This is a genomic window from Desulfovibrio sp. TomC (assembly GCF_000801335.2).
In the GTDB taxonomy this organism is placed as follows: Bacteria; Desulfobacterota; Desulfovibrionia; order Desulfovibrionales; family Desulfovibrionaceae; genus Solidesulfovibrio.
This window is the reverse complement of sequence record NZ_JSEH01000002.1, coordinates 48413-72425: the sequence shown is the minus strand read 5'-3', so window position 1 is coordinate 72425 and position 24013 is coordinate 48413. Positions and strand designations below refer to the sequence as shown.

The 24013-nt window shown below is 62.7% G+C and carries 17 protein-coding genes; 15 read left to right on the top strand and 2 right to left on the bottom strand.

The genetic code is table 11. The annotated features are described in order from the left end of the window. The first annotated feature begins 52 nt into the window (after positions 1-52). From NY78_RS01995 to NY78_RS01960, 8 genes are all read left to right on the top strand, one after another. The gene (locus NY78_RS01995; RefSeq protein ID WP_043630967.1) at positions 53-1108 is read left to right on the top strand and encodes an ABC transporter substrate-binding protein; all 1056 of its coding nucleotides are present in this window, start codon (positions 53-55) and stop codon (positions 1106-1108) included. Between the two features lie 82 nt (positions 1109-1190). After that, a complete protein-coding gene (locus NY78_RS01990) occupies positions 1191-1949 on the top strand; it encodes an ABC transporter permease (RefSeq protein ID WP_047959983.1) in 759 nt (252 codons plus the stop codon). Between the two features lie 56 nt (positions 1950-2005). After that, the gene (locus NY78_RS01985) at positions 2006-3097 is read left to right on the top strand and encodes a uroporphyrinogen decarboxylase family protein (protein ID WP_043630965.1); all 1092 of its coding nucleotides are present in this window, start codon (positions 2006-2008) and stop codon (positions 3095-3097) included. Positions 3098-3150: 53 nt separating this feature from the next. Next, a complete protein-coding gene (locus NY78_RS01980; RefSeq protein WP_231583723.1) occupies positions 3151-3960 on the top strand; it encodes an ABC transporter ATP-binding protein in 810 nt (269 codons plus the stop codon). A gap of 5 nt (positions 3961-3965) precedes the next feature. Further along, the gene (locus NY78_RS01975; protein ID WP_043630961.1) at positions 3966-4826 is read left to right on the top strand and encodes a uroporphyrinogen decarboxylase family protein; all 861 of its coding nucleotides are present in this window, start codon (positions 3966-3968) and stop codon (positions 4824-4826) included. A 51-nt stretch (positions 4827-4877) separates the two neighbouring features. Beyond that, complete coding sequence (locus NY78_RS01970; protein WP_043630960.1) at positions 4878-5564, top strand: corrinoid protein; 687 nt, start codon at positions 4878-4880, stop codon at positions 5562-5564. Beyond that, positions 5557-6612, top strand: a complete 1056-nt coding sequence (locus NY78_RS01965) for a methylcobamide--CoM methyltransferase (protein WP_043630958.1) — start codon at positions 5557-5559, stop codon at positions 6610-6612. The genes NY78_RS01970 and NY78_RS01965 overlap by 8 nt, the downstream gene beginning before the upstream one ends. Beyond that, positions 6590-8383, top strand: coding sequence for an ASKHA domain-containing protein (locus NY78_RS01960; protein ID WP_043630956.1), 1794 nt, complete (start codon positions 6590-6592; stop codon positions 8381-8383). Before NY78_RS01965 ends, NY78_RS01960 begins: the two co-directional genes overlap by 23 nt. A 223-nt stretch (positions 8384-8606) precedes the next feature. Here the strand turns inward: NY78_RS01960 and NY78_RS01955 are convergent, their stop codons facing one another. After that, positions 8607-10112: a hypothetical protein gene (locus NY78_RS01955; RefSeq protein ID WP_197084192.1), complete on the bottom strand. Its 1506-nt coding sequence runs from the start codon at positions 10110-10112 to the stop codon at positions 8607-8609. A 458-nt stretch (positions 10113-10570) separates the two neighbouring features. After that, on the bottom strand, positions 10571-13588 hold the full coding sequence (locus tag NY78_RS25160) for a multicopper oxidase domain-containing protein (protein ID WP_197084191.1): 3018 nt from the start codon (positions 13586-13588) through the stop codon (positions 10571-10573). A gap of 1036 nt (positions 13589-14624) precedes the next feature. Between NY78_RS25160 and NY78_RS01945 the strand changes: the two genes are divergently transcribed. Genes NY78_RS01945 through NY78_RS01915 form a run of 7 tightly spaced genes read left to right on the top strand, consistent with a single transcriptional unit; the run spans position 14625 to position 23824 of the window. Next, a complete protein-coding gene (locus NY78_RS01945) occupies positions 14625-15113 on the top strand; it encodes a nitrous oxide reductase accessory protein NosL (protein ID WP_043630953.1) in 489 nt (162 codons plus the stop codon). After that, positions 15113-15427, top strand: coding sequence for a hypothetical protein (locus tag NY78_RS01940; protein ID WP_043630952.1), 315 nt, complete (start codon positions 15113-15115; stop codon positions 15425-15427). The genes NY78_RS01945 and NY78_RS01940 overlap by 1 nt, the downstream gene beginning before the upstream one ends. After that, a complete protein-coding gene (locus tag NY78_RS01935; protein WP_043630950.1) occupies positions 15424-16560 on the top strand; it encodes an ABC transporter permease in 1137 nt (378 codons plus the stop codon). Before NY78_RS01940 ends, NY78_RS01935 begins: the two co-directional genes overlap by 4 nt. A 4-nt stretch (positions 16561-16564) precedes the next feature. Then, a complete protein-coding gene (locus NY78_RS01930; protein ID WP_043630949.1) occupies positions 16565-17254 on the top strand; it encodes an ABC transporter ATP-binding protein in 690 nt (229 codons plus the stop codon). Beyond that, the gene (locus tag NY78_RS01925) at positions 17244-18239 is read left to right on the top strand and encodes a hypothetical protein (protein ID WP_043630947.1); all 996 of its coding nucleotides are present in this window, start codon (positions 17244-17246) and stop codon (positions 18237-18239) included. The genes NY78_RS01930 and NY78_RS01925 overlap by 11 nt, the downstream gene beginning before the upstream one ends. A 6-nt stretch (positions 18240-18245) precedes the next feature. Next, entirely contained in the window at positions 18246-19895 is a 1650-nt protein-coding gene (locus tag NY78_RS01920; RefSeq protein ID WP_043630945.1) for an efflux RND transporter periplasmic adaptor subunit, read from the top strand. Positions 19896-19918: 23 nt separating this feature from the next. Then, positions 19919-23824 (top strand): efflux RND transporter permease subunit, encoded by a 3906-nt coding sequence (locus tag NY78_RS01915; protein ID WP_047959982.1) that lies wholly within the window; start codon positions 19919-19921, stop codon positions 23822-23824. The last annotated feature ends 189 nt before the right edge of the window (positions 23825-24013 follow it).

Below are 24013 nucleotides of genomic sequence, written 5' to 3'. Positions count from 1 at the left end.
CTTTTCTGCTGCCGAACGGAAGCAACACCCTATCCCCCCAAAGGAGCGTTTCATGACGAAGACTGCACGATCGCTTGCCGCCCTGGTCATTGGCCTGTGCCTTGGCGCCGGCTGGTTTGCGGCCACGGCCGACGCGGCCGGCGACAAGCCCAAGATCAAAGTGGCGGCCCAGGCAACTTCCGGCCAAGTCTTCCAATTCCTGGCCAAGGATAAGGGCTACCTGGACGATGAAGGCATCGACGTCGAGATGGTCTACATCAATAACGGCACCGATGCCTTTTCAGCGCTCAGTTCCGGCAAGGTGGACGTCATCTCCACCTATGGTACGGGCGGTCCGCTCATCCAAATCGCCAACGGACAGAAATTTTCCATCTTCGGCGGCTACATGATCATCGGCGCAACCCCGGTGTTCGCGCTGCCGGGCACGGAATACAAGGGCATCGAGTCGTTTCGGGGCAAAAAAATCGCCATCATGCGCGGCGGAACACCGGACATCGTCCTCAAAGGCATCCTCCATGACGCCGGGTTTGACCTCAACAAGGACGTCACCTTCGTCGAGATCAAGCGGAACCAGGACGTCATGGAAGCCGTGCGCAGCGGCCAGTGCGAATTTGGCGCGGTGTCTACTGGCTTTGAGCCGCAGATCAACGAATCCGGGATGCGGATTGTCCTTTGGCCGGACGAATTGTGGCCCAACCACTCCTGCTGCCGGATGCTGTCCCAGACCGAATGGATGGGCGCCAACCCCGAACTCCTCAAAAAACTGCTGCGCGCCTATCTGCGCGCCGAACGCGACATGCAGTCGCCGGGCGGCATGGACACGGTGGTCAAGCTCACGATGAAAGAGCTCGATATGCCCGAAGGGCTCGTACGCAGCTTTGTGCAAAGCCCGCACCTCATCTACGAGACCGACCCTTACAAGAACAATGTCGTCACCATGTGGAAGAAGATGCAGTCGTTTGACTACATCAAGGACCAAACCGTCGCCATCGACGACCACTTAAATACCGCCATTTACAAATCCGCCCTGGATTCGCTGCTGGCCCAGTACCCGGATGATCCGTTCTTCAAGAAAAAGCTCGAAATGTACAACCAGTACAACCTGTAACAGCAAAACGACGTCGCTTGCGCGAGCACACGCGGCGGCTGCGACCGGACATGGCGCAGCCGCCGCATTCCTGGAGGATCGGGTGAAAAAGGCGTTCAAGCAGAATTGGGGTATTTGCCTGATCGGTATCGGCATCATTCTCGGCTACTGGCTATTAACTGACGCGTTTCGCGTTCTGGACCCGTTTCTTTTTGTCGGCCCCAGCAAGGTGCTGCCGGCGTTTGCAAAATCTGTCGGCAAGCTGTTTGAGGGACTGCTGAGTTCACTTAGGCTCCTGGTCCCCGCCTATGCCCTGGCCGTGGTCCTCGGCGTGAGCCTTGGCGTGGTCATCGGCCTTGTCGTGCCGCTTCGCCGCACAATCACCCCCTACATCACCGCTTTAAGCGCCGTGCCGGTGACCCTGATCACCCCTTTTGCCATCCACGCCTTCTCCACCTTTTACTCCGCCTCGGTGTTCGTCATTTTCCTGGGGGCGTTCTGGCCTATCCTCGGGACCACCATCGCCGGGGTGGTCACCATCGACAAACGCTATCTGGACAACGCCGCCACCCTGGAAATCCGGGGCGTTGAAAAAATGTTTCGCGTGGTCTTGCCCGCTGCCGCTCCCACCATCTTTGCCGGGTGTTCCATTGCGCTCAAATTCTCCTTCATTTTGCTCACCGTGGCCGAAATGTTCGGGGCCACGTCGGGCATGGGCTATTTCGTCCAGTACTATTCGGACTTTGCCCGCTTTGACATGGTCATTGTCGGCTTCATCTTCATGGCTCTTATTCTGGTCGGCATCATAATCCTCTTTGACCTGATCAAAAGTCGGGCCTTGGCCTGGACCCTTAACAGCTAAACCAGTTCACGAAAGAGCCAGCGCCCCGCAAACGCAGGCACCAGGAAGAAGAACCCATGCACGAAATGACTCCAGTTGAGCGGGCGGCCGCCATTGCCCAGGGTAGGGAAGCGGACCGGCTGCCGTGCAACCCCAACGTGGCCAACGGCGCGGCCAGGATCTACGGCTGCAAGATTTCCCAGTTCAACACCGATCCCGAGGTGCTGGCTAAGGCCCAGATCGCCTCCTACCGGCGCTTTGGCTATGACGGCGTGCGGATTTTTACCGATCTTTTCGCCTGGGCCGAGGCCATGGGGGCCAAAGTGACCTGCCCCGAGGACCATACCGTCGATCTGGCCGCCCCGGCCGTTGCCAGTGTCGCGGCCATCGACTGTCTGCGGCCGGCCGATCCCCGCAAGGACGGCCGGTTGCCCGTCTACCTCGAAGCCATGGACATCCTCCTTGCGGCCATCGGCCACGAGGTCGGCTGTTCCGCCGGCATTGTCGGTCCGTTCACCAACGCCTTTTTCCTCTATGGGGTCGACGAATCCTTCCGGCTCATGCGCAAGAACCCGCAAGCCTTCCACAAGCTGTGCCGGGTGTCCCTGGAGACCTGCCTGGCCTACGCCGAGGCCGCCATTGGCAAAGGGCTGTCGCCGACCATCTCCGAACCCATGTCCTCGTGCACCGTGGTCAGCCCGGCCGCCTTCCGGGAGTTCTCCCTGCCGTATCTCAAGGAACTGGTCGATTACATCAAAAGCCACGGCAAATCCCCGGTCATCCACATCTGCGGCGCAACCAAACGCATCTGGCACGACATCGCGGATCTCGGCGTTGGCGGGTTTAGCGTGGACAATGTGGTCAACCTCAAAGACTGCTGCCTAACCATCGGCCATAAAACGAAAATTCTCGGCCATGTCGACCCGGCCAGCGTCATGTACGGCGGGACGGTGGTCGATGTGCGCCGCAAGACTTTGCAGTGCATTCTGGACGCCTACGACAGCCCCAAGGGCTACGTGGTCATGTCCGGCTGCAGCCTGCCGGTGGAAACGCCGCTTCGGAACATCGACGCCATGCTGCAGGTGGTGCGGGAAGTGGGCTACCCGGTCAGGCCCGACACCGTCAGGGATATGTTGGATCGGCTCCCAAGCGACGGGCCGGAAGCCTAACGAGCCGCGAAGAGAAGTAAAACGAATGCTGGAGGCTGGACGTTTTGTTGAATGTGACTCTTGAGGAGCTGTGTTTTGCCTACGACACGGCCCAGATCCTGGGCGGCATCAACCTGGACGTGGAGGCTGGAGCCTTCGTTTGCCTGCTTGGCCAGTCGGGTTGCGGCAAGAGCACCTTGCTGCGTCTGCTGGCCGGACTGGAAAAACCCAAATCCGGACAGATTCTGGTCGATGGGGAGCCGGTTACCGGGCCGGGGCTGGAGCGCGGCGTGGTGTTTCAGGACTACGGCCTGTTCCCTTGGATGAGCGCTGGCGACAATATCACCATTGCCCTCAAACAGAAGTTTCCGTCCTTGTCCGCAGCCGAGCGTCGGGCCAAAGCCCTGCGCCGCCTAGCCGAGGTGGAATTGGACGCCGCCTGTTACGACAAGTTCCCCAGGGAGCTTTCCGGCGGGATGCGCCAGCGCTGCGCCATTGCCCGGGCCTTTGGCATTGATCCGCCAATTCTGCTTATGGACGAGCCATTTGCCGCCCTGGACGCCGTAACCCGGGCCAGACTTCAGGAACTGGTGCTCGACCTCTGGCAAAAAGAGACGGCCCAGCGCAAAACCATTTTCTTCGTCACCCACGATGTGGACGAGGCCCTCTATCTGGCCACGGACATTGCCATTCTCGGCCAGTCGCCAAGCAGAATCATCTACCGCCACGCCTTTTCCCGGGACAAGCGGCTCGATCGCGGCGCCATGTACAAGGACCCGCAGATTGTGGAGCTGCGAAATGATCTGATCCGGATCATCAACGAGGAAATCATCCAGTTGAAGGCCGCCAACGGCAATGGCCGGGCCAACGGACCCGGAGCCTGACCGGCATGCCCGAACCAGCTTGCGGACACCTTGATGCAACCGGGGTCGAAGCCGGACTCCTGGCCCGGCTGGGATTGACCTTTCCCGACATCCACACGGACGGGGCAGCCATGGCCCGCCTGTCCCAGGGGATCAAGGAACACAAAGGCGCTGCCCTTTGCCAACTGCCCTTTTGCTGCACCGTAGAAGCCGAGGCCCTCGGGGCGTTCATCCGGCTGGGAGACGCCGTGACCGGCCCCAGGGCGGGAGCATTCGTGTGGTCCTCCCTGGGCGAGGTGTTGCGACTCCCGCCCCTGGACACCGCCGCCGGACGCATGGGGCAGGTGCTTCGGGCCTGCTCCCTGCTGGCTGGGGCCGGCCAACCCGTGGCCCTGGAAATAAGCGGCCCCCTGACCATCCTCAACTGGCTCATGGAGCTGGCGGTGGTCATCAGGGAGTGGCGCAGAGACGCTGTGCTTATGGCCGAGGTGCTCACCCGGCTGCAAGACGACCTTGCTGGCTACGTCCTGGCGGCAGCCAAGGCGGGCGTTTCGGTGCTTGGCTACGCCGATCCCACCGGTGTCCTGTCCATCCTGGGTCCCAAACGCTTTGCCTTTATGGCGGACCGGTTTGTCCTGCCCCTGTTGGGCCGGCTCCAAGCCGACGTTGGGGGCAAGGCCGCCGTGCATGTCTGCCCCAAGATAGCCCACGCCCTGGTCAGCGAAGGCCGGGCGCAGTGGCAGGACCTGCCCCTTGGGCGTCCGATGGCCTACGGCCAAGGGTGTCTGGCTGCCGGCAAAAGCGGCCTGCCCCTTGGTGAAGCCTGCCTGAAAAACACCGGCCATTTCTTGAAAAAAGGCGTCATCAAACAGCTTGTCCCGGCCTGATGCCGCACGACAAAACACAAGACGGCGAGAACCTCTCTTTGGGAGAACGGCATGAATGACAAGCACGAACTCTTGCATCACCTGTCGGACTGCGTGGTCAACATGGAAGACGAGCGCGTGATCGACGTTTCCCGGGCCTATGTCGGCGCTGGGCATCCTGCCTTGGAAGGCATCCTGGATGGCCTCGTTGACGGCATGAACCGGGCCGGGACGCTCTATGAGGAAGAAGAGTATTTCGTCTCCGATCTGCTGCTGTGCTCCGACGCCATGTATGCCGGTCTGGCCGAACTCAAGCCGCATCTGCCTGAATCGGAAAAGCGCGCCCGCAAGATCCGGGCTGTGATCGGGGTGGTCGAGGGCGACACCCACGATATCGGCAAGAATCTGGTGAAGATCATGCTGGAGACGGCCGGCTTTGAGATGTACGATCTGGGCCGCGACGTCCCGGTCGAGGCCTTTATCGCCAAGGCCAAGGAGGTGGGTGCGTCCCTTTTGTGCCTGTCCACGCTCATGACCACCACCATGGCCAACATGGGCCGCATTGTGGCCTTGCTGGAAAAAGAAAACCTGCGCGAGTCGGTGAAGGTCATCATCGGCGGCGCGCCGGTGTCCCCGGCCTTTGCCAAAAAAATCGGGGCCGACGCCTACGCCGACAATGCCGTGGGCGCGGTCGCCGTGGCCCGCCGGCTCCTGGCCGCCGAACTCGACCAACTGGCCCGGGACAGCCGAGATGCTTGACGCAAAAACGCGGCTTTTAAAGGCCCTGGCCCGGGAACCCGTGGATCGGCCCCCGTGCATCTGCCCCGGCGGCATGATGAACATGGTGACCCGAGAACTGATGGAGGTCTCCGGCCTGTTTTTGCCCGAGGCCCACACCGACCCGGTGCGCATGGCCCGGCTGGCCACAGCGGCCCATGACGCCCGGTGCTTTGAAAATTACGGCCTGCCCTTTTGCATGACCGTGGAAGCCGAAGCGTTGGGCGCACAGGTCGACCTGGGCACACTGACCTATGAGCCTCATGTTGTTGGCTACGCCATCGACTCCGCCTCCCAATGGGAGCGCCTGCCGCCGTTTGATCCCGGCGCTGGCCGGCCGGCCGTGGTCCTTGAGGCCATCCGGCTTCTGGCGGCCCTGGGCGGCTGCGTGCCGATCATCGGCAACCTGACCGGTCCCATGAGTCTGGCCGGCAGCCTGCTTGAACCGACCACCTTGTACAAGGAACTGCGCCGAAACCCTGGGCAGGCCCACGCCTTCCTGGACCGCCTGACCGACTCTATCCTGGCTTTTGGCCTGGGCCAGTTGGAAGCAGGGGCAGACGTCATCGCCCTGTCCGACCCCAGTGGCACGGGCGAGATTCTCGGCCCGGCCCTGTTTGCCCAATACGAGATTCCGGCCCTGGTCAGGATCAGCACGGGTCTGCGCCAAGCCTATCCCCAGGCCGGGATTATCGTCCATATTTGCGGCAAGATGCACAAGGTCTTCGATCTGCTGGCCGGCCTTGGCTGCGACGCCCTGAGCTTTGACGCCGTGGTTAGCCTCCAAAAAGCCCGGGAGCACCTCCCGCAGACCGCGCTTATGGGTAATGTCAGCACCTTTGCCCTGGAATCCGGCAGCCCGGACAAGGTGGCCGCGCTGACCCGACACTGCCTGGAATGCGGCGTGGATATCGTTTCCCCGGCCTGCGGCATGGGCAACGCCTCGCCCCTGGCCAACCTGCAGGCCATGCTGACGACCGTGGCCGGCCACACCCCTGGGAAAAACCATGCCCGCCATTCGGATCCTTAAGCGCAGCCGGGTCCTAGACAACCGGCCCGGCCGGTCGCTGCTTGAAACCCTGGCCGCCGCCGGCCTGATGCTCCCAAGCCCCTGCGGCGCGGCCGGCCTGTGCGGCAAATGCGCCGTGGCTGTGGCCGGGACCAATGTCCCCCCTCCAACAGAACAGGAATGTGCTCTCTTCACAGAAGAAGAACTGGCCCTGGGCCGCCGTCTGGCCTGCACGCTTTTTCCCGAAGCCGATCTGGACGTAACCCTGCCCCAGGCCGCCACGGAAAGCGCCATCCTGTCCGACGGGTATCTGCCGCCCTTTCGGCTGGAGCCGGCCCTGGTCAAAAAGGCCGTCAGGCTGGAGCCGCAACCGGCCGCCTCCCACGCCGTGCGTCTGGCGGCCGCCTTGGGGGAAAAAAGGATTCCCGCCCGGCTGCTGCGCGGGTTGGACTGGGATGACGACAGTCTGACCGCGACCTTTGACGACGGCAGACTGGTCGCCGTGCAGGCCGGGGACAGGGCCGGCCGGCGTTGCGGCCTGGCAGTGGACATTGGCACGACCACCGTGGTCGCAGCCCTCCTTGACCTGGACACCGGCCGGGAGCTGGCGGCGCGCTCGGCCATAAATCCCCAAACGAGCCAGGGCTTTGATGTGCTCAGCCGCCTGGGCTTTGTCATGGAACAGCCCGAAGAGCGGGTCTGCACCCTGCAGCAGGCCGTGGTTGCCTGCGTCAACACCCTGGCCGGGGAGCTGGCCGCCGAGGCGGGCCTGCCGCCCGGGGCCATCGACACCCTGGCCGTAGCCGCAAACACGACCATGCTGCATCTTCTCCTGGGGATCGACCCGTCTTCCCTGGGCCGGGCACCGTTTACCCCGGTCTTTACCGACGCTATAAGCCTGCCGGCTGCTGAAATCGGCCTCACGGCCGCACCCGGGGCGAGGCTTTACTGCCTGCCCTCGGTTTCCGCCTACATCAGCGCGGACATCGTGGCCGGGATGCAGGCCGCGGGGCTGGCCCAGGCCCCGGGCGCCACGCTTTTTATCGACATCGGCACCAACGGGGAGATGGTCCTGGCCAACGGTGGACGTTTGCTCGCCTGTTCCTGCGCCGCCGGGCCGGCCCTGGAGGGCATGAACATTTCCTGCGGGATGCGCGCCTCGTTAGGGGCCATCGAGGATGTGGCCGTCACGCAAGCCGGTCTGGTCCTGACGACCATCGGAAACGCCCCGCCGACAGGGCTGTGCGGCAGCGGCATCCTGGCCGCCATTCGTACCTTTCTGGAAATCGGACTCATCTTGCCCCGCGGCAATCTGGTCAAGGAGCAGACTCTGGCCGCTGATGATCCCCGCCGCGCCCACCTCTGCACCTGGGACGGCAAGCCGGCGCTGCGGCTGGTGGCCGGGGACTCGCCGGTTGTTGTCACCCAAAAAGACATCCGGCAGGTGCAACTGGCCAAGGGGGCGCTGCTCTCGGGCCTTTACGCCCTGCTCGAGCAGGCCGGCCTGACTCTCGATGCCATCGACCGGGTGCTTATCGCCGGCCAGTTCGGCGCGCATCTGCCGGTGGCCAGCCTGACCGGCTGCGGCATTATCCCCCGAACCTTGGGCGAGAAGGTCGCCTATCTGGGCAACACCTCGAAAAGCGGGGCCTGCCTGGCCCTGCTGTCACAAGCGGCGCGCGGCGACATGGAAGCCCTGGCCCAAAACGTGCGCTTTCTGGAACTGAGCACTCTGGAAGGCTTTGACCGCCTCTTCGTGACGTGTCTGGATTTTCCCCGGCGTGCTGGGTAAACAAAGCGTTTCCCTGTTCCGGAGCCGCAATTTGGCTATGGCTCGTTGTGCACCAGTGCTTTGTAGCCAAAGAGACTCCCCGGCAGACTTGAATTCAAGCCTGATTGCGCCATCACAAACACGTCGCCAAGTCCAAATCGTCCGAACGCCCTCCCCTGCTTTTCACCTCTCCGCCCGCATCGGCAACTGCTCGTCGCTTACCAGCCCATCGAGGGAAGTCGCACTAGCCCCGGGTAAAGTTGTGGCAACGTGAGCAATCGTATCGCTTGTCCTGCACATGCTTTTTATGCACAGCCGTAAACAACTGTGAAGCTGACCACTCACTGGACTTGTCCTCATGGCACTGGGTGCACAGGACGTGCAAATCGGCATATTTGCGCGCATACCCCAGAGCATTGAAGTCCAAGGGACCTTGCCCGCTACTGACGTGGCAGACGGCGCAGGTGAGTGCCTGCTCTTTTGGAGCGACGCCATGATAGAGTCCGAGGAAACGCTCGGTATCGGCAAAGGTGTAGCCGGAATAGGGCCAGCCAATGGCTGCGGCCCCCTGAATGATGGCCTGATCAATGTTACCAGTCTGAAAGAGCACCCCCATTTTGAGGGGGAGCAGGCGGTTGGTGGCAGGATCCAGCGGCTGTTTGGCCACATGGTGTTTGAAGGGCAGGATCTTGGCTGCCGTGTCGTTAATGTCCCCATTGGGACCGGCCATAAGCACGTAGCCGTCGGACTGAACCTGGATAGGCTGACCGAAGACGTAGAAGGTGCTCTTGCCGTTGGACCAACGGTAGGTCGGGGTCTGGTCGGACTTAAAGTCGATCCAGGGCTCATAGAGCCGCTTGGCGTTGACCTGGGCGGCGTTGGAGTAATCCCGGAACATGTCCGTGGGCGAAGACTTGGCGAACCGGGGGATATGGCAGGTCTGGCAGGCGACCTTGGCCGTGTGCGTGTTGAGTTTGGCGTCGGCATGCGGGCTGGCGGCATGGCAGCCGCTCATCGTGCAACTCACGGTCTGGGTGGGATTGTCCACTTCCCGCAGGTCTATCCCCCGACCGGCGATGCGGTGATTGGTGGTCTTGTGGCAGTCCACGCACACACGGTTGGCCCCGGCGGCAGACATATGCACGTCATGGGTGCGGGGAGGATCAGCCAAAATGGGTTCAATGTCGCCTCTCTTGAAATTGTTGCCTCCTCCGGAACTGACGTGGCAGCGCAAGCAGGCGTCCCGACCGGGTCGGGAGAGATCGGCGGCGGCCTGCCGTGCGGACAAGTTCATGGTTGCGGTGTCGAACACGAAATGGGCGGTGCCGTTGGTCGCGTCCACAGTACGCTTGTAGCTTTTGGAGTGGCAAATGAGACAGTCGATATTGGTCAGGGTGGGGGTGGCCAATTCGGTCGCGTCGAGTTTCTTGCCAAGACCGGCGTGGCAGGCTGCACAGCCGCCGTCAACGGGCTTGCCGTCAAGGTTGGTGAACTTGGCAAGCCAGTTAAAGTCCGGGAAGATGCAAAAGTCGTTCATCCCCCCGAGCTTGCCTACATCACCCGTGAGATTGGACATTCCGCCGGCGTCGCCTCGCCAGCGGTAATGCGCTGAAGCCCCCATGGTCGCGGCCTGCGTCTGATGGCAAACGAGACAGGTTGCCGTGGGATTGGCGGGATCAAGGTTGGCTACTCGCGCGGCATGATTTCCAGTCAACTTCATGCGACCAGCCACGATCGGGGCTACGTTCATAAGCAGCCAGTCATCGGACGCCGCCCAGGATGGCGTCCCGGACATCCCTATGAGTAAAGCTGCCGAGAATAAAACGATGCGCCAAACAGACCTTCGCCCCATATGTTCTCCTGAATTGAAACTGATTATCTACAAACTGTTTCTTTGTTTCGTTACTACCAAAGCCGCATTTTAGACAATAAGTCTTGCACATTGTGTAGGCAACCCCGACCTATGCCATATCTTGCTAAATAGGCATTAAATCTCTTATTATCTTGAGTTGCATGCCGAATATCGAATAAACATTAGTGACAACAAAAGGAATGCCCAGAGTATACGAGGCAATAAATCGGCACTGGAACAAACATAGCAGGAGATTGCAGCTGAAATGGCAGCCGAAGGCGGACACTTCCCTTGAAAAGGAAAAAGGCCGCCCGGGCGGGCGGCCTTTTTCGAAGCATTAGATCAACGTTTGTGGCCTAGTTGTTAAGAAGGAGCAATTCTGTCTGCCCCCATATGCTGGAGGTAGGCGTCAGGGTCATGGCATGCATCATGTCATTCTCTTCGTGACTGAGAATATGACAATGCCAGACGTACTCCCAGCCGTAGTCAGTGGGATTATTGAGAACGGTTGTGGGATTGCCGGTGGTCGGGTCGATGGTCGAGATCGACACGCCCTGTTGCTGGGTCGGATCGATGAGCCGGACACTTCTGGGCAGGCCGAAGGGCACCCTGGGCACAACCGGTCGCAGGGCCACGATGCAGTCCTCCAGGGGGTTCATGCGCACCGTATCCTTCCAACCCAGTTCGTTGGCATCCGGCAGCCGGATTGCGCCGTCCCAGCCGACCCGGTTGAGAACCTGTACATCAAAGAGGTGGAAGTGGACGGGGTGTGTGTCCACGCCGTTGTGGGTTATTTTCCATATCTGGGTGTTGTCGCCGGGCGTCGGCACTGCGGCGGTCCAGGCGCCAGTGACGTGGTCCGGGGTCGGTTCGGCGTAACCAAGAGGGATGGTCGTCTGGTTCTGGCCGTTGGTGAAGGGCAGCTCGACGCCGAGGGTGGCGTTCAAACGGCCGTAGTTGACTTCAAAGAGCTCCTGGATCGCCTTTGACTTGAAGTAGATGGTGACCGGTATCGCAGAACCCTTAGGCGTGAAGGTTAACGAGTTTGCCTGGATAGGCACAATATTGGTGGTCGGGAAGTTGGCGTTGTAGGCCGAGCTATACGCGGCCTGGGGCACCAGAACGGGGTGCTGGCTCGCGGCGAAAGCTCCCGTCGTGTTGGCGGTCGACTTGAAGGCGTTCTGAAGGTTGGCCAGGTTGAAGGGGACAGGAGTGCCACCACCAACACGGAACTGCATGATGGTCCGGGTGTTGGGACCGAAGCCGGCGAGGGTCGTGGGGGCTCCGCCTGTGCCGGTCTGGTCCGGGTTGTTCAAGTAGTAGTCCACCCGGGTCTCGAAGGCCGGGACCGGGGCCGGGGCGTCGTTATAGAGGATCACGGTGGTGCCGGCCGGCATGCCCGAGAAGTCGATGATGACGTCGGCGCGTTCGGCCGGGCCCATGAACAGATTCTTTTCCAAGACGTTGCCGACGACAATGTTCTTGGGGTTCGTCTCGTAGCCGATGGGAGTGTTGGTGAGGACCACCGGCTCGGGCAGGAAACCGCCCTCGTTGCCGATCTGGATCATGTTCGGACCCCTCATGGTCGGGTCGGGGATGCCGCTGGGCTTGCCGTAGACCGACTGGCCTTGGGGCACGGGGATCATCCGGACCTCGGTGCCCGTCCGGTTGACGTTGTCCACGGCGGGGATATTCGGGTCGCCCTTATAGAGCTGGAGGTTCAGCATGCGGTCATTACAGGCGTTGAGGATGCGGAAGCGGTAGGCTTTGGGCTGCACGTCCAGGTAGGGATAGGCCGTGCCATTGACGACGGGCGTGTCGTGAAAGGCCTCCGGAGTGGCGGACGGGTTGGGGATGCTCGGCATCTGCGCCGGCTCCCAGGGGGCGTTAACGGTATCGTAGTAGGGGTTGGCCATCAGGCCATGATTCAGCAAGCCGGTGTACGGCGGCCAGAACCACATGGCATAGTCCCAACGGCCCATGGCGTTGGCGCCCAGGCCCAGGGCAGAGCCGGTCTGGTTCGGCATATAGACGTGGGGGAGCCACAGGTCGCTGGATTTGCCCCAGGTGTTGGTGTCCCAGGTGGGATCGGTGGCGAGGATGGAGTTGACAAAGGCATAGGCCCCGGCGCCGGAACCAGTGCCGCCGGGTGCATCGGTGATGGTCACCGTGGGCGGAGCGGTGTAGCCGGAGCCTTTGGCGGTCAGGGTCAGAGCGCTGATGGCGCCGGTGGTGCTGTCGACGGTGGCCGTGGCCGTGGCCTGGACGCCGCCGGGGGTGGTCGGCGGATCGATGACCACCGTGGGCGCGGTGGTGGTGGAGTAGCCCGTGCCGCCAGAGAGCAGGGCGACGCTATAGACCGGCTTGGCCACGGCGCTGTCCACAAAGGTGCGGTCCTGGATGACCAGGGGGATGTCCTCGGCCAGCGGCGGGATGATTCCCTGGGAGGCCAGACTTTTCTCGACGTCGTCGCGCACCAGATACCCGGCGGCCTCGCCGGCATAGACGTTGAGCCGCGTGATGCCCAAGGCGTGGTCATGATAGAACATGAGCCGGGCGCTTTGCTGGTTGGTATAATAGAAGGTCATGACGCCGCCGCCTGGCGGCGGCATGTCCGGGACGTTCCGGGTGGAGACGCCGCGGGTGTAGGGACCGGGTTCGGCCCCTGGCGCAACCCACTGATGCGGCGTGCCGTCACTGATCCAGGGGTTCATGCCGCCGTGGAGATGCAAGGTTCCACGGTTCTGGGGGTAGGAGTCGGTGCCATTGGGGCCTTTGCCGGCGCCCATCATAGAGGTATCCGTCGGAATAAAGAGATTGCCGCCGTTGGCTGTCACCGGCAGGTTGTTGGTGAACTTGACGCGGACCGGGCGGTTCTTGTCGGCCACGATAATCGGTCCGGCATAGTTGAAGTTGGTATTGGTGACGCCGGTGGTGCCTTGGTTCGTTTGGCGGTAGCCGCGAACCTTGGTGCCGTTGCCCGGCAAGTCTGTATGAAACTTGTAGGCAACCTCTTCCAGGGAGATCTCGTAGTAGTCGCTGCCCGGGTAGGTCACGGTGTCCGGGTTGGCGATAGGCAATTGTTTGCTCAGGCCGTCGGTGGTCACGGTGGAGGGGATGGGCAGCTGATTGACGAACTTGCGGATGCCTGTTCCCGTTATGTAGGCACCGGCATCGGTAAACTCGGGCAGGGGACTCCACGCCCAGTTGGGGTAGGGCCCGAAGAGGTCCGGCACGCCCAGCGGACCGGGCGCGGCCACTCCCTTGGCGCTGGAGGTGGAGAGGCCGTCACTCGTGGCCTGAGGCACGGTGGCTTGTTGACGGAGCTTCTCAATGGCCGCGTTTTTCCGATCAGCAGCATTGGTCTTGCCCATCTGCCGCATCTTCTCCCGAGGCATCCCTGCATCGCTCATCTGCGCTGATACGGAGACGGAGGTGAACAGAATAGCCGTGCAACATGCAAGACTGCCAAGAAATCTTATAATTTTTTTACCCTCGTACATAATAATCCTCCCGGAGGCACATTAAGGCGTTACAACAGCAATGCAGGCCAATTGCATTTTTCATGTCCTATGCCCAGACAACCTTCCTGTTTAAGATAAAAAAACGACTAAATAAACAAAGAAAACACTACTTTACTCACAGTCTTTTACACATTACCACATGCACATAAAATGTCAACCAGTGCTCTTGAAATTCTTGCCTTGGCGGTGGCTATCTGAAGAATATACTCGTTTTCACAAGGAAAAATGCCTATTTCAGATCGGTAATAGTCTCCAACAGATTGTGAATATGTTTCCTTTTGCCAATAATTCACTTTTATTGCATACAACCTGAAGCTCGCACGCGGAAAACGCCTACTCGATCAACCAAATTTAAAACAATCACAACAGGGATCATGTTTGAGCCAATTGTTCAAAAATATTCACCAATCGCAGGGCAACAGACCGCACAGCCCCCCCAAGTGAGCTCGGCTTTGACGCCCAGGATGCAGCTCGAACTTGATACTGCGGGCCGGAAATTCTCCACACGAACCAGAGCAAGCAGCAAACCGCCAGGATTGTGCCTACCCCTTGCAGAGATATAGAAACGCCTCTCTCAAGGGATGATAGAAAGCGGGATGGACAAGGGATGCACCGAACGCCGGCGGCATTCGGCGAAAGGAGGCTACCGCTCACGACGCGGGCTTGAGGGCCGCAGGCAGGTCCGGCCAGCGCTTGAGGCTTGAGGTTCTTTACAACTCGCTGTCGCCCAGGGGGGAGTATGCCGGGAGGGTCAGACGCTCCCAAACGTGGCATGGACATCAATCGAACTGAAAGAGCAATCATATTGCAAAACTGCTGAACACAACGAAGCGCCTTCCGCTTTTTTCTTGCCTGAATCCAATTTTTACGTGTAAGGTGATGGACTATGAAACACTTCTTGCGCCCCTTGCCCTTGGTGCTTGGCCTGTTGCTCCTGGCCGCCGCTGCCCTGGCCCAACCCGCCGCCTCGAAGCTGGCCCCTCCGGGCAAGGGCGACAAATGCCCGGTCTGCGGCATGTTTGTGGCCAAGTACACGGATTGGCTGGCCTATGCCGTGCTGGCCGACGGCAAGGTCCTCTACTTCGATGGTCCCAAGGATATGTTCCGCTTCGCGGCCGACCCGGCCCACTACCTGCCGGGGTTTAAAAAGGAGCAGATCACGGCCCTGTATGTCAGCGAATTCTACAGCGTGAAGCCCCTGCCGGCCCAGCAGGCCTTCTACGTGGTCGGCAGCGACGCATACGGCCCCATGGGCCATGAACTGGTCCCCCTGGCCACGCAGGCCGACGCCGAGGCCTTCCGCAAGGACCATAAGGGAAAGCGGGTGCTGCGCTTTGCCGACATCACCCCCGGGTTGCTCAAGGCCCTGGACTGATGCGCCCCTCCGACGTCTTCCTGGTCGTGACCGGCGGCCTGATTCTGCTCCTGGCGACCCTGCTGGCCGGTTATCCCTTGGCCGACGCCGGGCGTCGCGACGCCCGCCAGTCCCTGGAGGCCCGGCTGGTGGCCGAGTTGGGACTGACCGACCTCTGCCTGTCCACCGAGGCCCGCTACACCCGCCACTTGTCCCAGGCTGACCGTTTTGCAGCCTTCCAGGATCACCCGCGAAGCCTGGAGCATTTCCCAAGCGGCGCTCTGTTGCCGCCGCCCCGCTTGTTGACCGCCGGCAGCACGGAGTCCGAGCCATGAGCGCGATCGAACGCCAGCGGGCCTTCCTGGACTACACCCTGTCGAGTCTTGTCCGGCGCAAGGGCAAAAACGGCGCTCTGGTCCTGGCCTACGCCCTGGTCGTGTTCCTCATGGCCTCAGTCATCTTCTTCGCCCGCGCCCTGCGCACCGAGGGCCAGACGATCCTGGCCGGGACCCCGGAGCTCCTCGTTCAACGCCTCCTGGCCGGCCGCTACGACACCATCCGCGCGGAGTACGCCGACACCATCCGGGCCATCCGCGGCGTCAGCCAAGTGGAGCCGCGCCTTTGGGGCTACTACTTCAACCGGGCCGTTGGCGCGACCTTCACTGTCTTGGGCCGGGCCGACTTCGCCCACGCCGATGACGAGATCGTGGTCGGCCCCGTGGCGGCCAAAGCCTGGACCAACCTCCAGGACGGCCGCTACCTCCTGCGCACGGCCAAGGGCGATTCTGCCGGCTTCAAGCCGGTGGAGGTGCTGCCCGAAGAGAGCCGGCTCGTCTCTGCCGATTTGCTGCTCATGTCCGAAGCCGCCTTCCGTCGCGTCTTTGGCATGCCCGAAGGGCACTACACCGATCTGGCGGTCAGCGTGCGCAATCCCCAGGAACTGCAGACCGTGACCGAGAAGATCCAGCGCGACTTCCCGGACACCCGGCCCATCCAACGTGAAGAGATTCTGCGGACCTACGAGTCGGTCTTTGAGTGGCGCGGCGGTCTGGTCATCGTCCTCTTTGCCAGCGCAGCCCTGGCCTTTTTCATCTTCGCCTGGGACAAAGCCACCGGCCTCTCTGCCGAGGAGCGCCACGAAATCGGCATCTTAAAGGCCCTGGGCTGGGACACCGCCGACGTACTGGCCATGAAATTCTGGGAGGGGCTGGCCATCTCCCTGACCGCTTTCCTGCTCGGAACGATTGCCGCCTACTACCACGTCTTCCTGGCCAACGCCGGCCTCTTTGCCCAGGCGCTCAAGGGCTGGAGCGTCCTCTACGTCGACTTCCCCCTAAGCCCTGAGATCGATCTCACAGAACTCCTGGCCCTGTTCTTCCTGGCTGTGGCCCCGTATACTTTTATCACCGTCATCCCGACTTGGCGGGCGGCCATCACCGACCCGGACACGGTCATGCGCGGGAGTTGAAGCCATGATTCGTGTGGAGAACGTCACCAAAGTCTTCAATCCCGGCCGGCCCAGCGAGTACACCGCCCTGCGGGGGGTCAGCGTGGTCACCCTCGAGAACAAGGTTACGGTGCTGCGAGGCCCCAGCGGCTCGGGCAAGACCACCCTCCTCTCACTCATGGGGTGCATGACCCGGCCCACGTCAGGCCGCATCTACCTCGGCGAGCGCAATATCTCCTCCCTGCCCGAGCGTTTCCTGTCCGAACTGCGGCGAACCGCTTTCGGCTTCATCTTTCAGAGCTTTAATCTGATAGCCGGCCTGACCGCCCTGGAGAACGTCATGGTCCCGTCCTATCCCCTGGGCCAGCCCCGTGGCCAGGTCCGGGAGCGGGCTGCGGCCCTCCTGGAAAAATTCCGCCTGGGGAGCAAGATCGACCAGAAAATTGAGAACCTCTCCGGCGGCGAGAAGCAGCGCACAGCCATCGCCCGCGCCCTGATAAACGATCCCGCGACCATCATTGCCGACGAACCCACAGCTAACCTGGATACCGCGCTGTCCCTGGAGTTTCTGGACATCGTCGGCCAGCTGCGGGCCGAGGGCAAGACATTCGTCATCGCCAGCCACGACGCCCTGGTCCACGAAGCCGCGGTGGTCGACGAGGTGGTCAGCCTGCGCGACGGTCTGGTCGTGCCCACGGACCGCCATGCTGCTTAAGCCCGTTGTCCTCGCCCTGATCCTGGTCTCGGGCCTCATCGGTCTGACCATGATCTACGCCGCCTGGCAGGGGGTGGTCATCCTGCGCCATTTCGACCTCGCCAACAGCCATCCCCGCCAGTTGGCCCTGGAGCGCAAGACCTACCTTATTTCCACCATCCTCTCTTACGTCATGCTCTTCGAATTGCTCTCCCTGTTCCTCTTCATTTACGCCGGCGAGGACCTCCACCACCTTTTCGTGGGGGCCATGTGCGCCGTGGGAACCTTCACCGTCAACAGCTACGGCTATACGGCCCTGCTGCTCAAGATCGCATCCTCGCTGGGCTGCGGGATCTGGCTCATCATCAACCACCTGGACAACCAAGGCTACGACTACCCCCTGATCCGGACCAAATATGCCTTCCTCCTGCCCTTGACCGCCCTGGTGCTCTTTGAGGCCTATGTGCAGTTCGGCTTCTTCGCCCACATGGCTCCAAACCGCATCACCTCCTGCTGCGGAGCGGTCTTCAGCGACGAGGCAACGACCCTGACCGCCTCCCTGGCCCACCTGCCGCCGGCCCTGACCCAGGTCCTGTTCTGGGGCGGCCTGCTGGCCCTGATCCGCAGCGGCATCCACTTCCTGGCCACCGGCCAGGGCGCCCGCCTCTTCGCCTGGATCGCCGCAAGCATGTTCGTCATTGGTATCCTGGCCGTGCTCTCGTTTATCTCCGTCTACTGGTACGAGTTGCCCACCCACCACTGTCCTTTCTGCCTGCTTAAGGCCGAGTACGACTGGATCGGTTACCCGCTCTACGCCGCCTTGCTCCTGCTTGGCATCTGCGGGGCCGGGGTCGGGGCCGTGGAACAGGCCGCCGGCATCCCTTCCCTGGCCGCGACGTTGCCGCGTCTGCAACGCCGCCTCTGCCAGGCGGCCCTGGTCGGGGCCGGACTGCTGGCGGCCATCGCCCTTTGGCCTCTGCTCGTCTCAGACTTCACCTTGGGATAGGACATCATGAACACCTCCATCGTCCGTCCGTCCGCCGCGCCCCTGGCCCGCCTCCTGGTCCTCCTGGCCGCCCTCTGTCTGCTGGCCATAGCCGCCGCCTGTTCCCAAAGCCCCGAAACAGGCAAAGGGCCGGAGGCCTCCAAGAGCGGAGCCGGCGAATCCACCGAAGGCAAATTGGTCCTTTACGCCTGCCCCATGAACGACATCCCGCCCCTGCCCGCTCCCGGCAAATGCCCGGTCTGCGGCATGGAACTGACGCCGGTTATCATGGGCGACAGTGAGCCGGGCGCTGTGTCCAGAAACCACCTGGACCCGGCCCAGATGCAGCTGGCCGACATCCGCACCGCGCCGGTGGAAAGCCGCTACGTGACCGCCACGGTCCAACTCTACGGCCAAGTGGAGTACGACGACGCCTTCATCAACGAGATCATCGCCCCGACCAACGGCATTGTGGACAGGGTCTACATCCGCCGGGTCGGGGAATACATCCGCGTCGAGCAGAAGCTCTTCGATTTCTACTCCGCCGAGCTCTACGACCTGGAGACCCAGCTCCTGGACCTCGTGCGGGTTATCCCCGACTTCGTCTCCAGTCAGATCGGCGTGCCGGTCAACCCGTCGTTGCGGGATCCCGCCAGCCCGCCTCCCGATGCCCAGCAGATCCAGGACGCCCGGCGTCGCTTCGCCGTCCTGCGCTCCCGCCTGCGCAGCTTTGGCCTCCTCGACCGGGACATCAACCAGGTGCTGCGCCTGGAGCAGCCCCCGGGCATCGTTTCCGTGCGCATGCCCAACCTGACCTCGAAAGTGGGCGGAGTGATCCTCGAGACCAACGCCGTCCAAGGGGCGTACGCCAACAAGGGCACGCTCCTGGCCAAAATCGCCGACCCGTACTTCCTGTGGATCAACTTTGACGCTTTCGAGCACGACTTCCCTTGGCTGCGCGCCGGCCAGAGGATCGAATTCTCCTCCCCGGCCCGGCCGGGCGAGGTCTTCACAGCCAGGATTACGACCATCGACCCGGTTTTTAACGAGAAGAGCCGGACCTTTCGCGTGGGCGTGGGCTACAACGATTATAAGACCCTCCTTCGGCCGAACATGAGCCTGCGCGGCAAGGTCAAGACCCTGCTGGACAAGGAGGGCCGTCCCACCTCGGAAGGCACCGCCCCAGAGCGCGCCCCCCTGGTCATCCCGGACACGGCCCCCCTCATCACCGGCGAACGGGCCGTGGTCTACGTGGCCGTGCCCGGCAAGCCCGGCGTCTTCGAAGGCCGTGAGATCGTCCTCGGCCCCAAGGCCGACCGGGCCTACGTGGTGCTGGCCGGTCTGGCCAAAGGCGAACAGGTGGTCGTCCAGGGAGCCTTCAAACTCGACAGCGAGCGTCAGATATTGGCAAAACCGAGTCTGCTCAAGCCCGAAGGTCTCGTCCGGCAGCAGGATTTCGGCCTGACCGCCGCCCCGCCCACCACCAGGAGCGGCCCGCACAGCGAACATCCGCCCGGCCCCTCGCCGGCGCCGGTGTTCCCCCCGGCCGAGATCTTCACGACCGCTCCTCCACCCGCCACAGACGGCCACGTCCAGCCAGCCCCCCCGGTCACGTTTTTGCCCGGCACTGGGCCTTCCCGGGATTCGCAGCCCTCAACCAAGCCCGTGAACGAGTAGATCGGACGCGGTGGATCGCAACCATGCACATTCCCGAACGCCCTGAACAGCCCGCTGCGAACTCGTCCCACGGCTTGCTCGATCCCCTGCTCGCCTTCTGTCAGCGCCAAAAAGTCGTCATCGGCCTTCTGGCCGCCCTGATCGTCATCGGTGGCCTGTCCGTGGCCCCTTTCGACTGGCGTCTGCCCTGGCTCCTGCGCACCCCGGTGGCCGTGGACGCCATACCCAACATCGGCGAGAACCAGCAGATCGTCTTCAGTGAATGGCCCGGCCGGTCGCCCCGCGACGTGGAGGAGCAGATCACCTATCCGCTGACCACGGCCCTGCTCGGCGTTTCCGGGGTCAAGACCGTTCGCTCCAACTCCTCCTTTGGCTTCTCCGAGGTCTACGTCATCTTCGAGGATGGGGTGGACTTCTACTTTGCCCGCACCCGCATCCTCGAAAAGCTGGCCAGCCTGCAGCCCGGCCTCCTGCCGCCGGCGGTGGCCCCGCGGCTGGGACCTGACGCCACGGCCCTGGGCCAGGTGTTCTGGTACACCCTGGACGGTCTCGACGCCCAGGGCCGCTTCGTCGGCGGCTTCGAGCCCAATGAACTGCGCACCCTGCAGGACTTCTACCTGCGCTACGCCCTGCTTGCCGTTCCCGGCGTGGCCGAAGCCGCCTCCATCGGCGGCTTTGTCCGGGAGTACCAGGTGGACCTGGACCCGCAACGGCTCAAGTCCTACGGCATCTCCCTGGAGGAAGTCGGGGCGGCGGTCCAGAAATCCAACCTCGACGTGGGGGCGCGGACTCTCGAGATCAACCGGGTGGAGTACCTGGTGCGCGGACTGGGCTTCATCAAGAGCCTGGACGATCTGGGGCAAACCCTGGTGGCGACGCGGGATGGCCGTCCGGTCTTTCTCAACCAGCTCGGGACGCTGTCCTTCGGCCCGGCCCTGCGCCAGGGAGCCCTGGACAAAGACGGCCACGAGGCCGTGGGCGGCGTGGTGGTGACCCGTTTCGGAGCCAACCCCATGGAGGTCATCGCCGGAATCAAAGCGGCCATCGCCCGAGTCGAGCCGGGTCTGCCCAAGCGCACCTTGGCCGACGGCACTGTCAGCCAGGTCAAAGTCGTGCCCTTTTACGACCGTTCCGGCCTGATTCGGGAGACCCTGCACACCCTGGATGAATCCCTGGTCTCGGAAATCCTGGTTACGGTGGTGGTGGTCCTGGCTATGGTCCAACACCTGGGAGCCTCACTGCTGGTCTCGGCCTTGCTTCCCCTGGCCGTACTGCTGACCTTCCTGGCGATGAAGGCCTTCGGGGTCGAGGCCAATATCGTGGCCCTGGCCGGCATTGCCATCGCCATTGGCACCATGGTGGACATGGCCATCATCCTCACCGAAAATATCCTGCGGCGACGCGACGAGGCCCCGCCGGAAGAGCCCCTGGCCGCAACCGTTTTTTCGGCGACGAGCGAGGTCGGCGGTGCGGTGCTGGCTTCCATCGCCACCACGATTATCGGCTTCCTGCCCATCTTCTTCATGACCGGGGCCGAGGGCAAACTTTTCCGCCCCCTGGCCTTCACCAAAACATTTGCCCTGACAGCCTCCCTGGTGGTGGCCCTGGGCTTCATCCCGCCAGCTGCCGAACTCCTCCTGCGCCGCCGCAACTGGGATCGGACCAAGTACTTCTCGCCCTATGAAATAGCCGTTTACGCCGGAGCAGTCCTGGCCTTCTTTCTCGACGCCGTGGTCGGCTTGGCCATGGCGGCCGTGGGCGGCCTGTATTTGACCCGGCGTTTCGTGGCCCAAAAGCGCAATGCCCTGCTCACCCGCGCGGCCATCTGGACGGCCATTGCCGCCGTGGCCGTGCTCCTGACCCGGCACTGGCTGCCGCTGGGGCCTGAGCGCGGCATCGTGCGCAACCTTGTCTTTGTGGCCCTGATCCTCGGGGTCTGGCTGGGGGCTTTCCACCTCTTCCACCGCCGCTACGCCCGGATGCTTGCCTGGTGCCTGGAACACAAACGGACCTTCCTGGCCCTGCCGGCAACCTTGGTGCTCCTGGGCGGGCTGGTCTGGCTGGGATTTGCCGGCCTCTTCGGCTGGCTGCCGGAGTTTCTGCGCGTTTCCCCGCCCCTAGCTGCCCTAGACCGGACCTTTCCCGGCCTGCAAAAAGAGTTCATGCCCTCCCTGGACGAAGGATCCTTCCTGTACATGCCAACCACCATGCCCCACGCTTCCACCGCCGAAGTTCTGGACATTGTCCAGCGCCAGGACGCAGCCCTTCGCAGCCTGCCCGAGGTGGCCGCAGTGGTTGGCAAGCTCGGCCGAGCCGAAACGCCCCTGGACCCTGCCCCGATAAACATGATCGAGACCGTCATCACCTATCACCCGGAATACCTGACCGATGCGGACGGTCGCCTGCTCCGCTTCCTCTATGCCCCCGAGGCCGTGGGGCTGGCCGTGAACCGCGACGGTTTGCCCATGCCGGCCGGCGACGGAGCCGGCTACTTCGTGCGCGGTGTCTTCGCCCGCGACGAGCAGGGCCGCCTCATCCCCAACGACGCCGGCCAGCCGTTTCGCCTCTGGCGACGGCCCCTGGACCCGGATCTGAACCCCGGCCGGACAGCCTGGCCCGGCGTGCGCAGCCCCGAAGACATCTGGGCCGGCATCGCCGCCGCCGCCCGCATGCCCGGCGTGACGACAGCCCCCAAGCTTCAGCCCATCTCCGCTCGTCTGGTCATGCTCCAAAGCGGCATCCGGGCCTCGGTGGCCGTGCGGGTCAAAGGTCCGGACGTACCCAGCGTGGAGCAGTCCGCCGGGCTCATCGAGCGCTTCCTGCGCGACGTCAAGGTCATCGAACCGGCCTCGGTGCTGTCCGACCGCATCACGGCAAAGCCCTATCTGGAGGTCGCCATCGACCGCGGCCGGGCCGGCCAGTACGGCCTCTCGGTCCAGGCGGTGCAGGAGGCCCTCGAGACCGGCGTGGGCGGCCGGGTGGCGACAACCACCGTAGAGGGACGCGAACGCTATCCCGTGCGTCTTCGTTACCAGCGCGAACTGCGCGACAGCCCGGAAGCCATCGGCTCCCTGCTGTTGACCACCCCTGACGGCGTCCAGGTGCCCCTGGCCCAGGTGGCCGATATCCGTTACACCCCCGGCCCGAACATGATCCGGGGCGAAGACGCCTTCACCGTGGATTACGTCATCTTCGACGGCAAGGCCGGGATCACGCCCATCCACGCAGTGGAGGCCGCCCAAACCTACCTGGACTCCATGCGCGATGCCGGCCTGCTGGAACTGCCCGTCGGCGTCTCCTACGACTTCACCGGGACCTTCGAGAACCACTCCCGGGCCGAAAAGAGGCTGGCCTTCATCCTGCCCCTGGCCATGGCCCTCATTTTCCTGGTCATCTACCTGCACTTCGCCTCGGTGCGCACCTCGCTTATCGTCTTTTCGGCCATCCCCGTTTCCTGGGCCGGCGGTTTCGTCATGCTCTGGCTCTACGGTCTGCCCTGGTTTATGAACCTGGACCTCTTCGGGGTGAACATGCGTCAGCTCTTCCAGATGCACGAACTGGCCCTCTCGCTGCCGGTTTGGGTCGGTTTCCTGGCCCTTTTTGGGGTGGCCACAAACGACGGCGTAGTCATGGGCACCTATCTTCGGGACCGCTTCCGGCAGTTGGCCCCTGGAGATGTTGCGGCGGTGCGGGCGGCAACCATCGAGGCGGGCCTCAAGCGCGTGCGCCCCTGTCTGATGACCACGGCCACCACCATCCTGGCGTTGATTCCGGTGCTGACCTCCCGCGGCCGGGGCTCAGATCTGGTGGTGCCCATGGCTATCCCGCCCTTCGGCGGCATGGTCTTCGTCCTGGTGACCATGTTCGTAGTGCCTGTGCTTTGGTGCTGGCTGGAAGAACGGCGACTGACGCGAGTGGGGACGGACTGATCCGGGAACTAACATTTCTTCGAGAAGAAATGTGCTCTCCCTCTTGTAGCAGCATGTGACATCAGATAACTCTTGCCTGGAATAGGCTTGGCCTGGCGGGACTCGTCGACCTGCGGCAATGCCGTAGGCCGCACAACGTCATAATGGTCGGTTTTGTCCCCGGTCGTGGAATGTCTTGTTGTGATGGCC

What these genes read in the sequence shown, in the direction of transcription:
- NY78_RS01915 (WP_047959982.1), top strand. Translation starts at nt 19,919, where the DNA reads ATGCACATTCCCGAACGCCCTGAACAGCCCGCTGCGAACTCGTCCCAC.
- NY78_RS01920 (WP_043630945.1), top strand. Translation starts at nt 18,246, where the DNA reads ATGAACACCTCCATCGTCCGTCCGTCCGCCGCGCCCCTGGCCCGCCTC.
- NY78_RS01970 (WP_043630960.1), top strand. Translation starts at nt 4,878, where the DNA reads ATGAATGACAAGCACGAACTCTTGCATCACCTGTCGGACTGCGTGGTC.
- NY78_RS01975 (WP_043630961.1), top strand. Translation starts at nt 3,966, where the DNA reads ATGCCCGAACCAGCTTGCGGACACCTTGATGCAACCGGGGTCGAAGCC.
- NY78_RS25160 (WP_197084191.1), bottom strand. Translation starts at nt 13,588, where the DNA reads ATGGGCAAGACCAATGCTGCTGATCGGAAAAACGCGGCCATTGAGAAG.
- NY78_RS01960 (WP_043630956.1), top strand. Translation starts at nt 6,590, where the DNA reads ATGCCCGCCATTCGGATCCTTAAGCGCAGCCGGGTCCTAGACAACCGG.
- NY78_RS01930 (WP_043630949.1), top strand. Translation starts at nt 16,565, where the DNA reads ATGATTCGTGTGGAGAACGTCACCAAAGTCTTCAATCCCGGCCGGCCC.
- NY78_RS01925 (WP_043630947.1), top strand. Translation starts at nt 17,244, where the DNA reads ATGCTGCTTAAGCCCGTTGTCCTCGCCCTGATCCTGGTCTCGGGCCTC.
- NY78_RS01955 (WP_197084192.1), bottom strand. Translation starts at nt 10,112, where the DNA reads ATGAACGTAGCCCCGATCGTGGCTGGTCGCATGAAGTTGACTGGAAAT.
- NY78_RS01965 (WP_043630958.1), top strand. Translation starts at nt 5,557, where the DNA reads ATGCTTGACGCAAAAACGCGGCTTTTAAAGGCCCTGGCCCGGGAACCC.
- NY78_RS01935 (WP_043630950.1), top strand. Translation starts at nt 15,424, where the DNA reads ATGAGCGCGATCGAACGCCAGCGGGCCTTCCTGGACTACACCCTGTCG.
- NY78_RS01940 (WP_043630952.1), top strand. Translation starts at nt 15,113, where the DNA reads ATGCGCCCCTCCGACGTCTTCCTGGTCGTGACCGGCGGCCTGATTCTG.
- NY78_RS01945 (WP_043630953.1), top strand. Translation starts at nt 14,625, where the DNA reads ATGAAACACTTCTTGCGCCCCTTGCCCTTGGTGCTTGGCCTGTTGCTC.
- NY78_RS01995 (WP_043630967.1), top strand. Translation starts at nt 53, where the DNA reads ATGACGAAGACTGCACGATCGCTTGCCGCCCTGGTCATTGGCCTGTGC.
- NY78_RS01985 (WP_043630965.1), top strand. Translation starts at nt 2,006, where the DNA reads ATGCACGAAATGACTCCAGTTGAGCGGGCGGCCGCCATTGCCCAGGGT.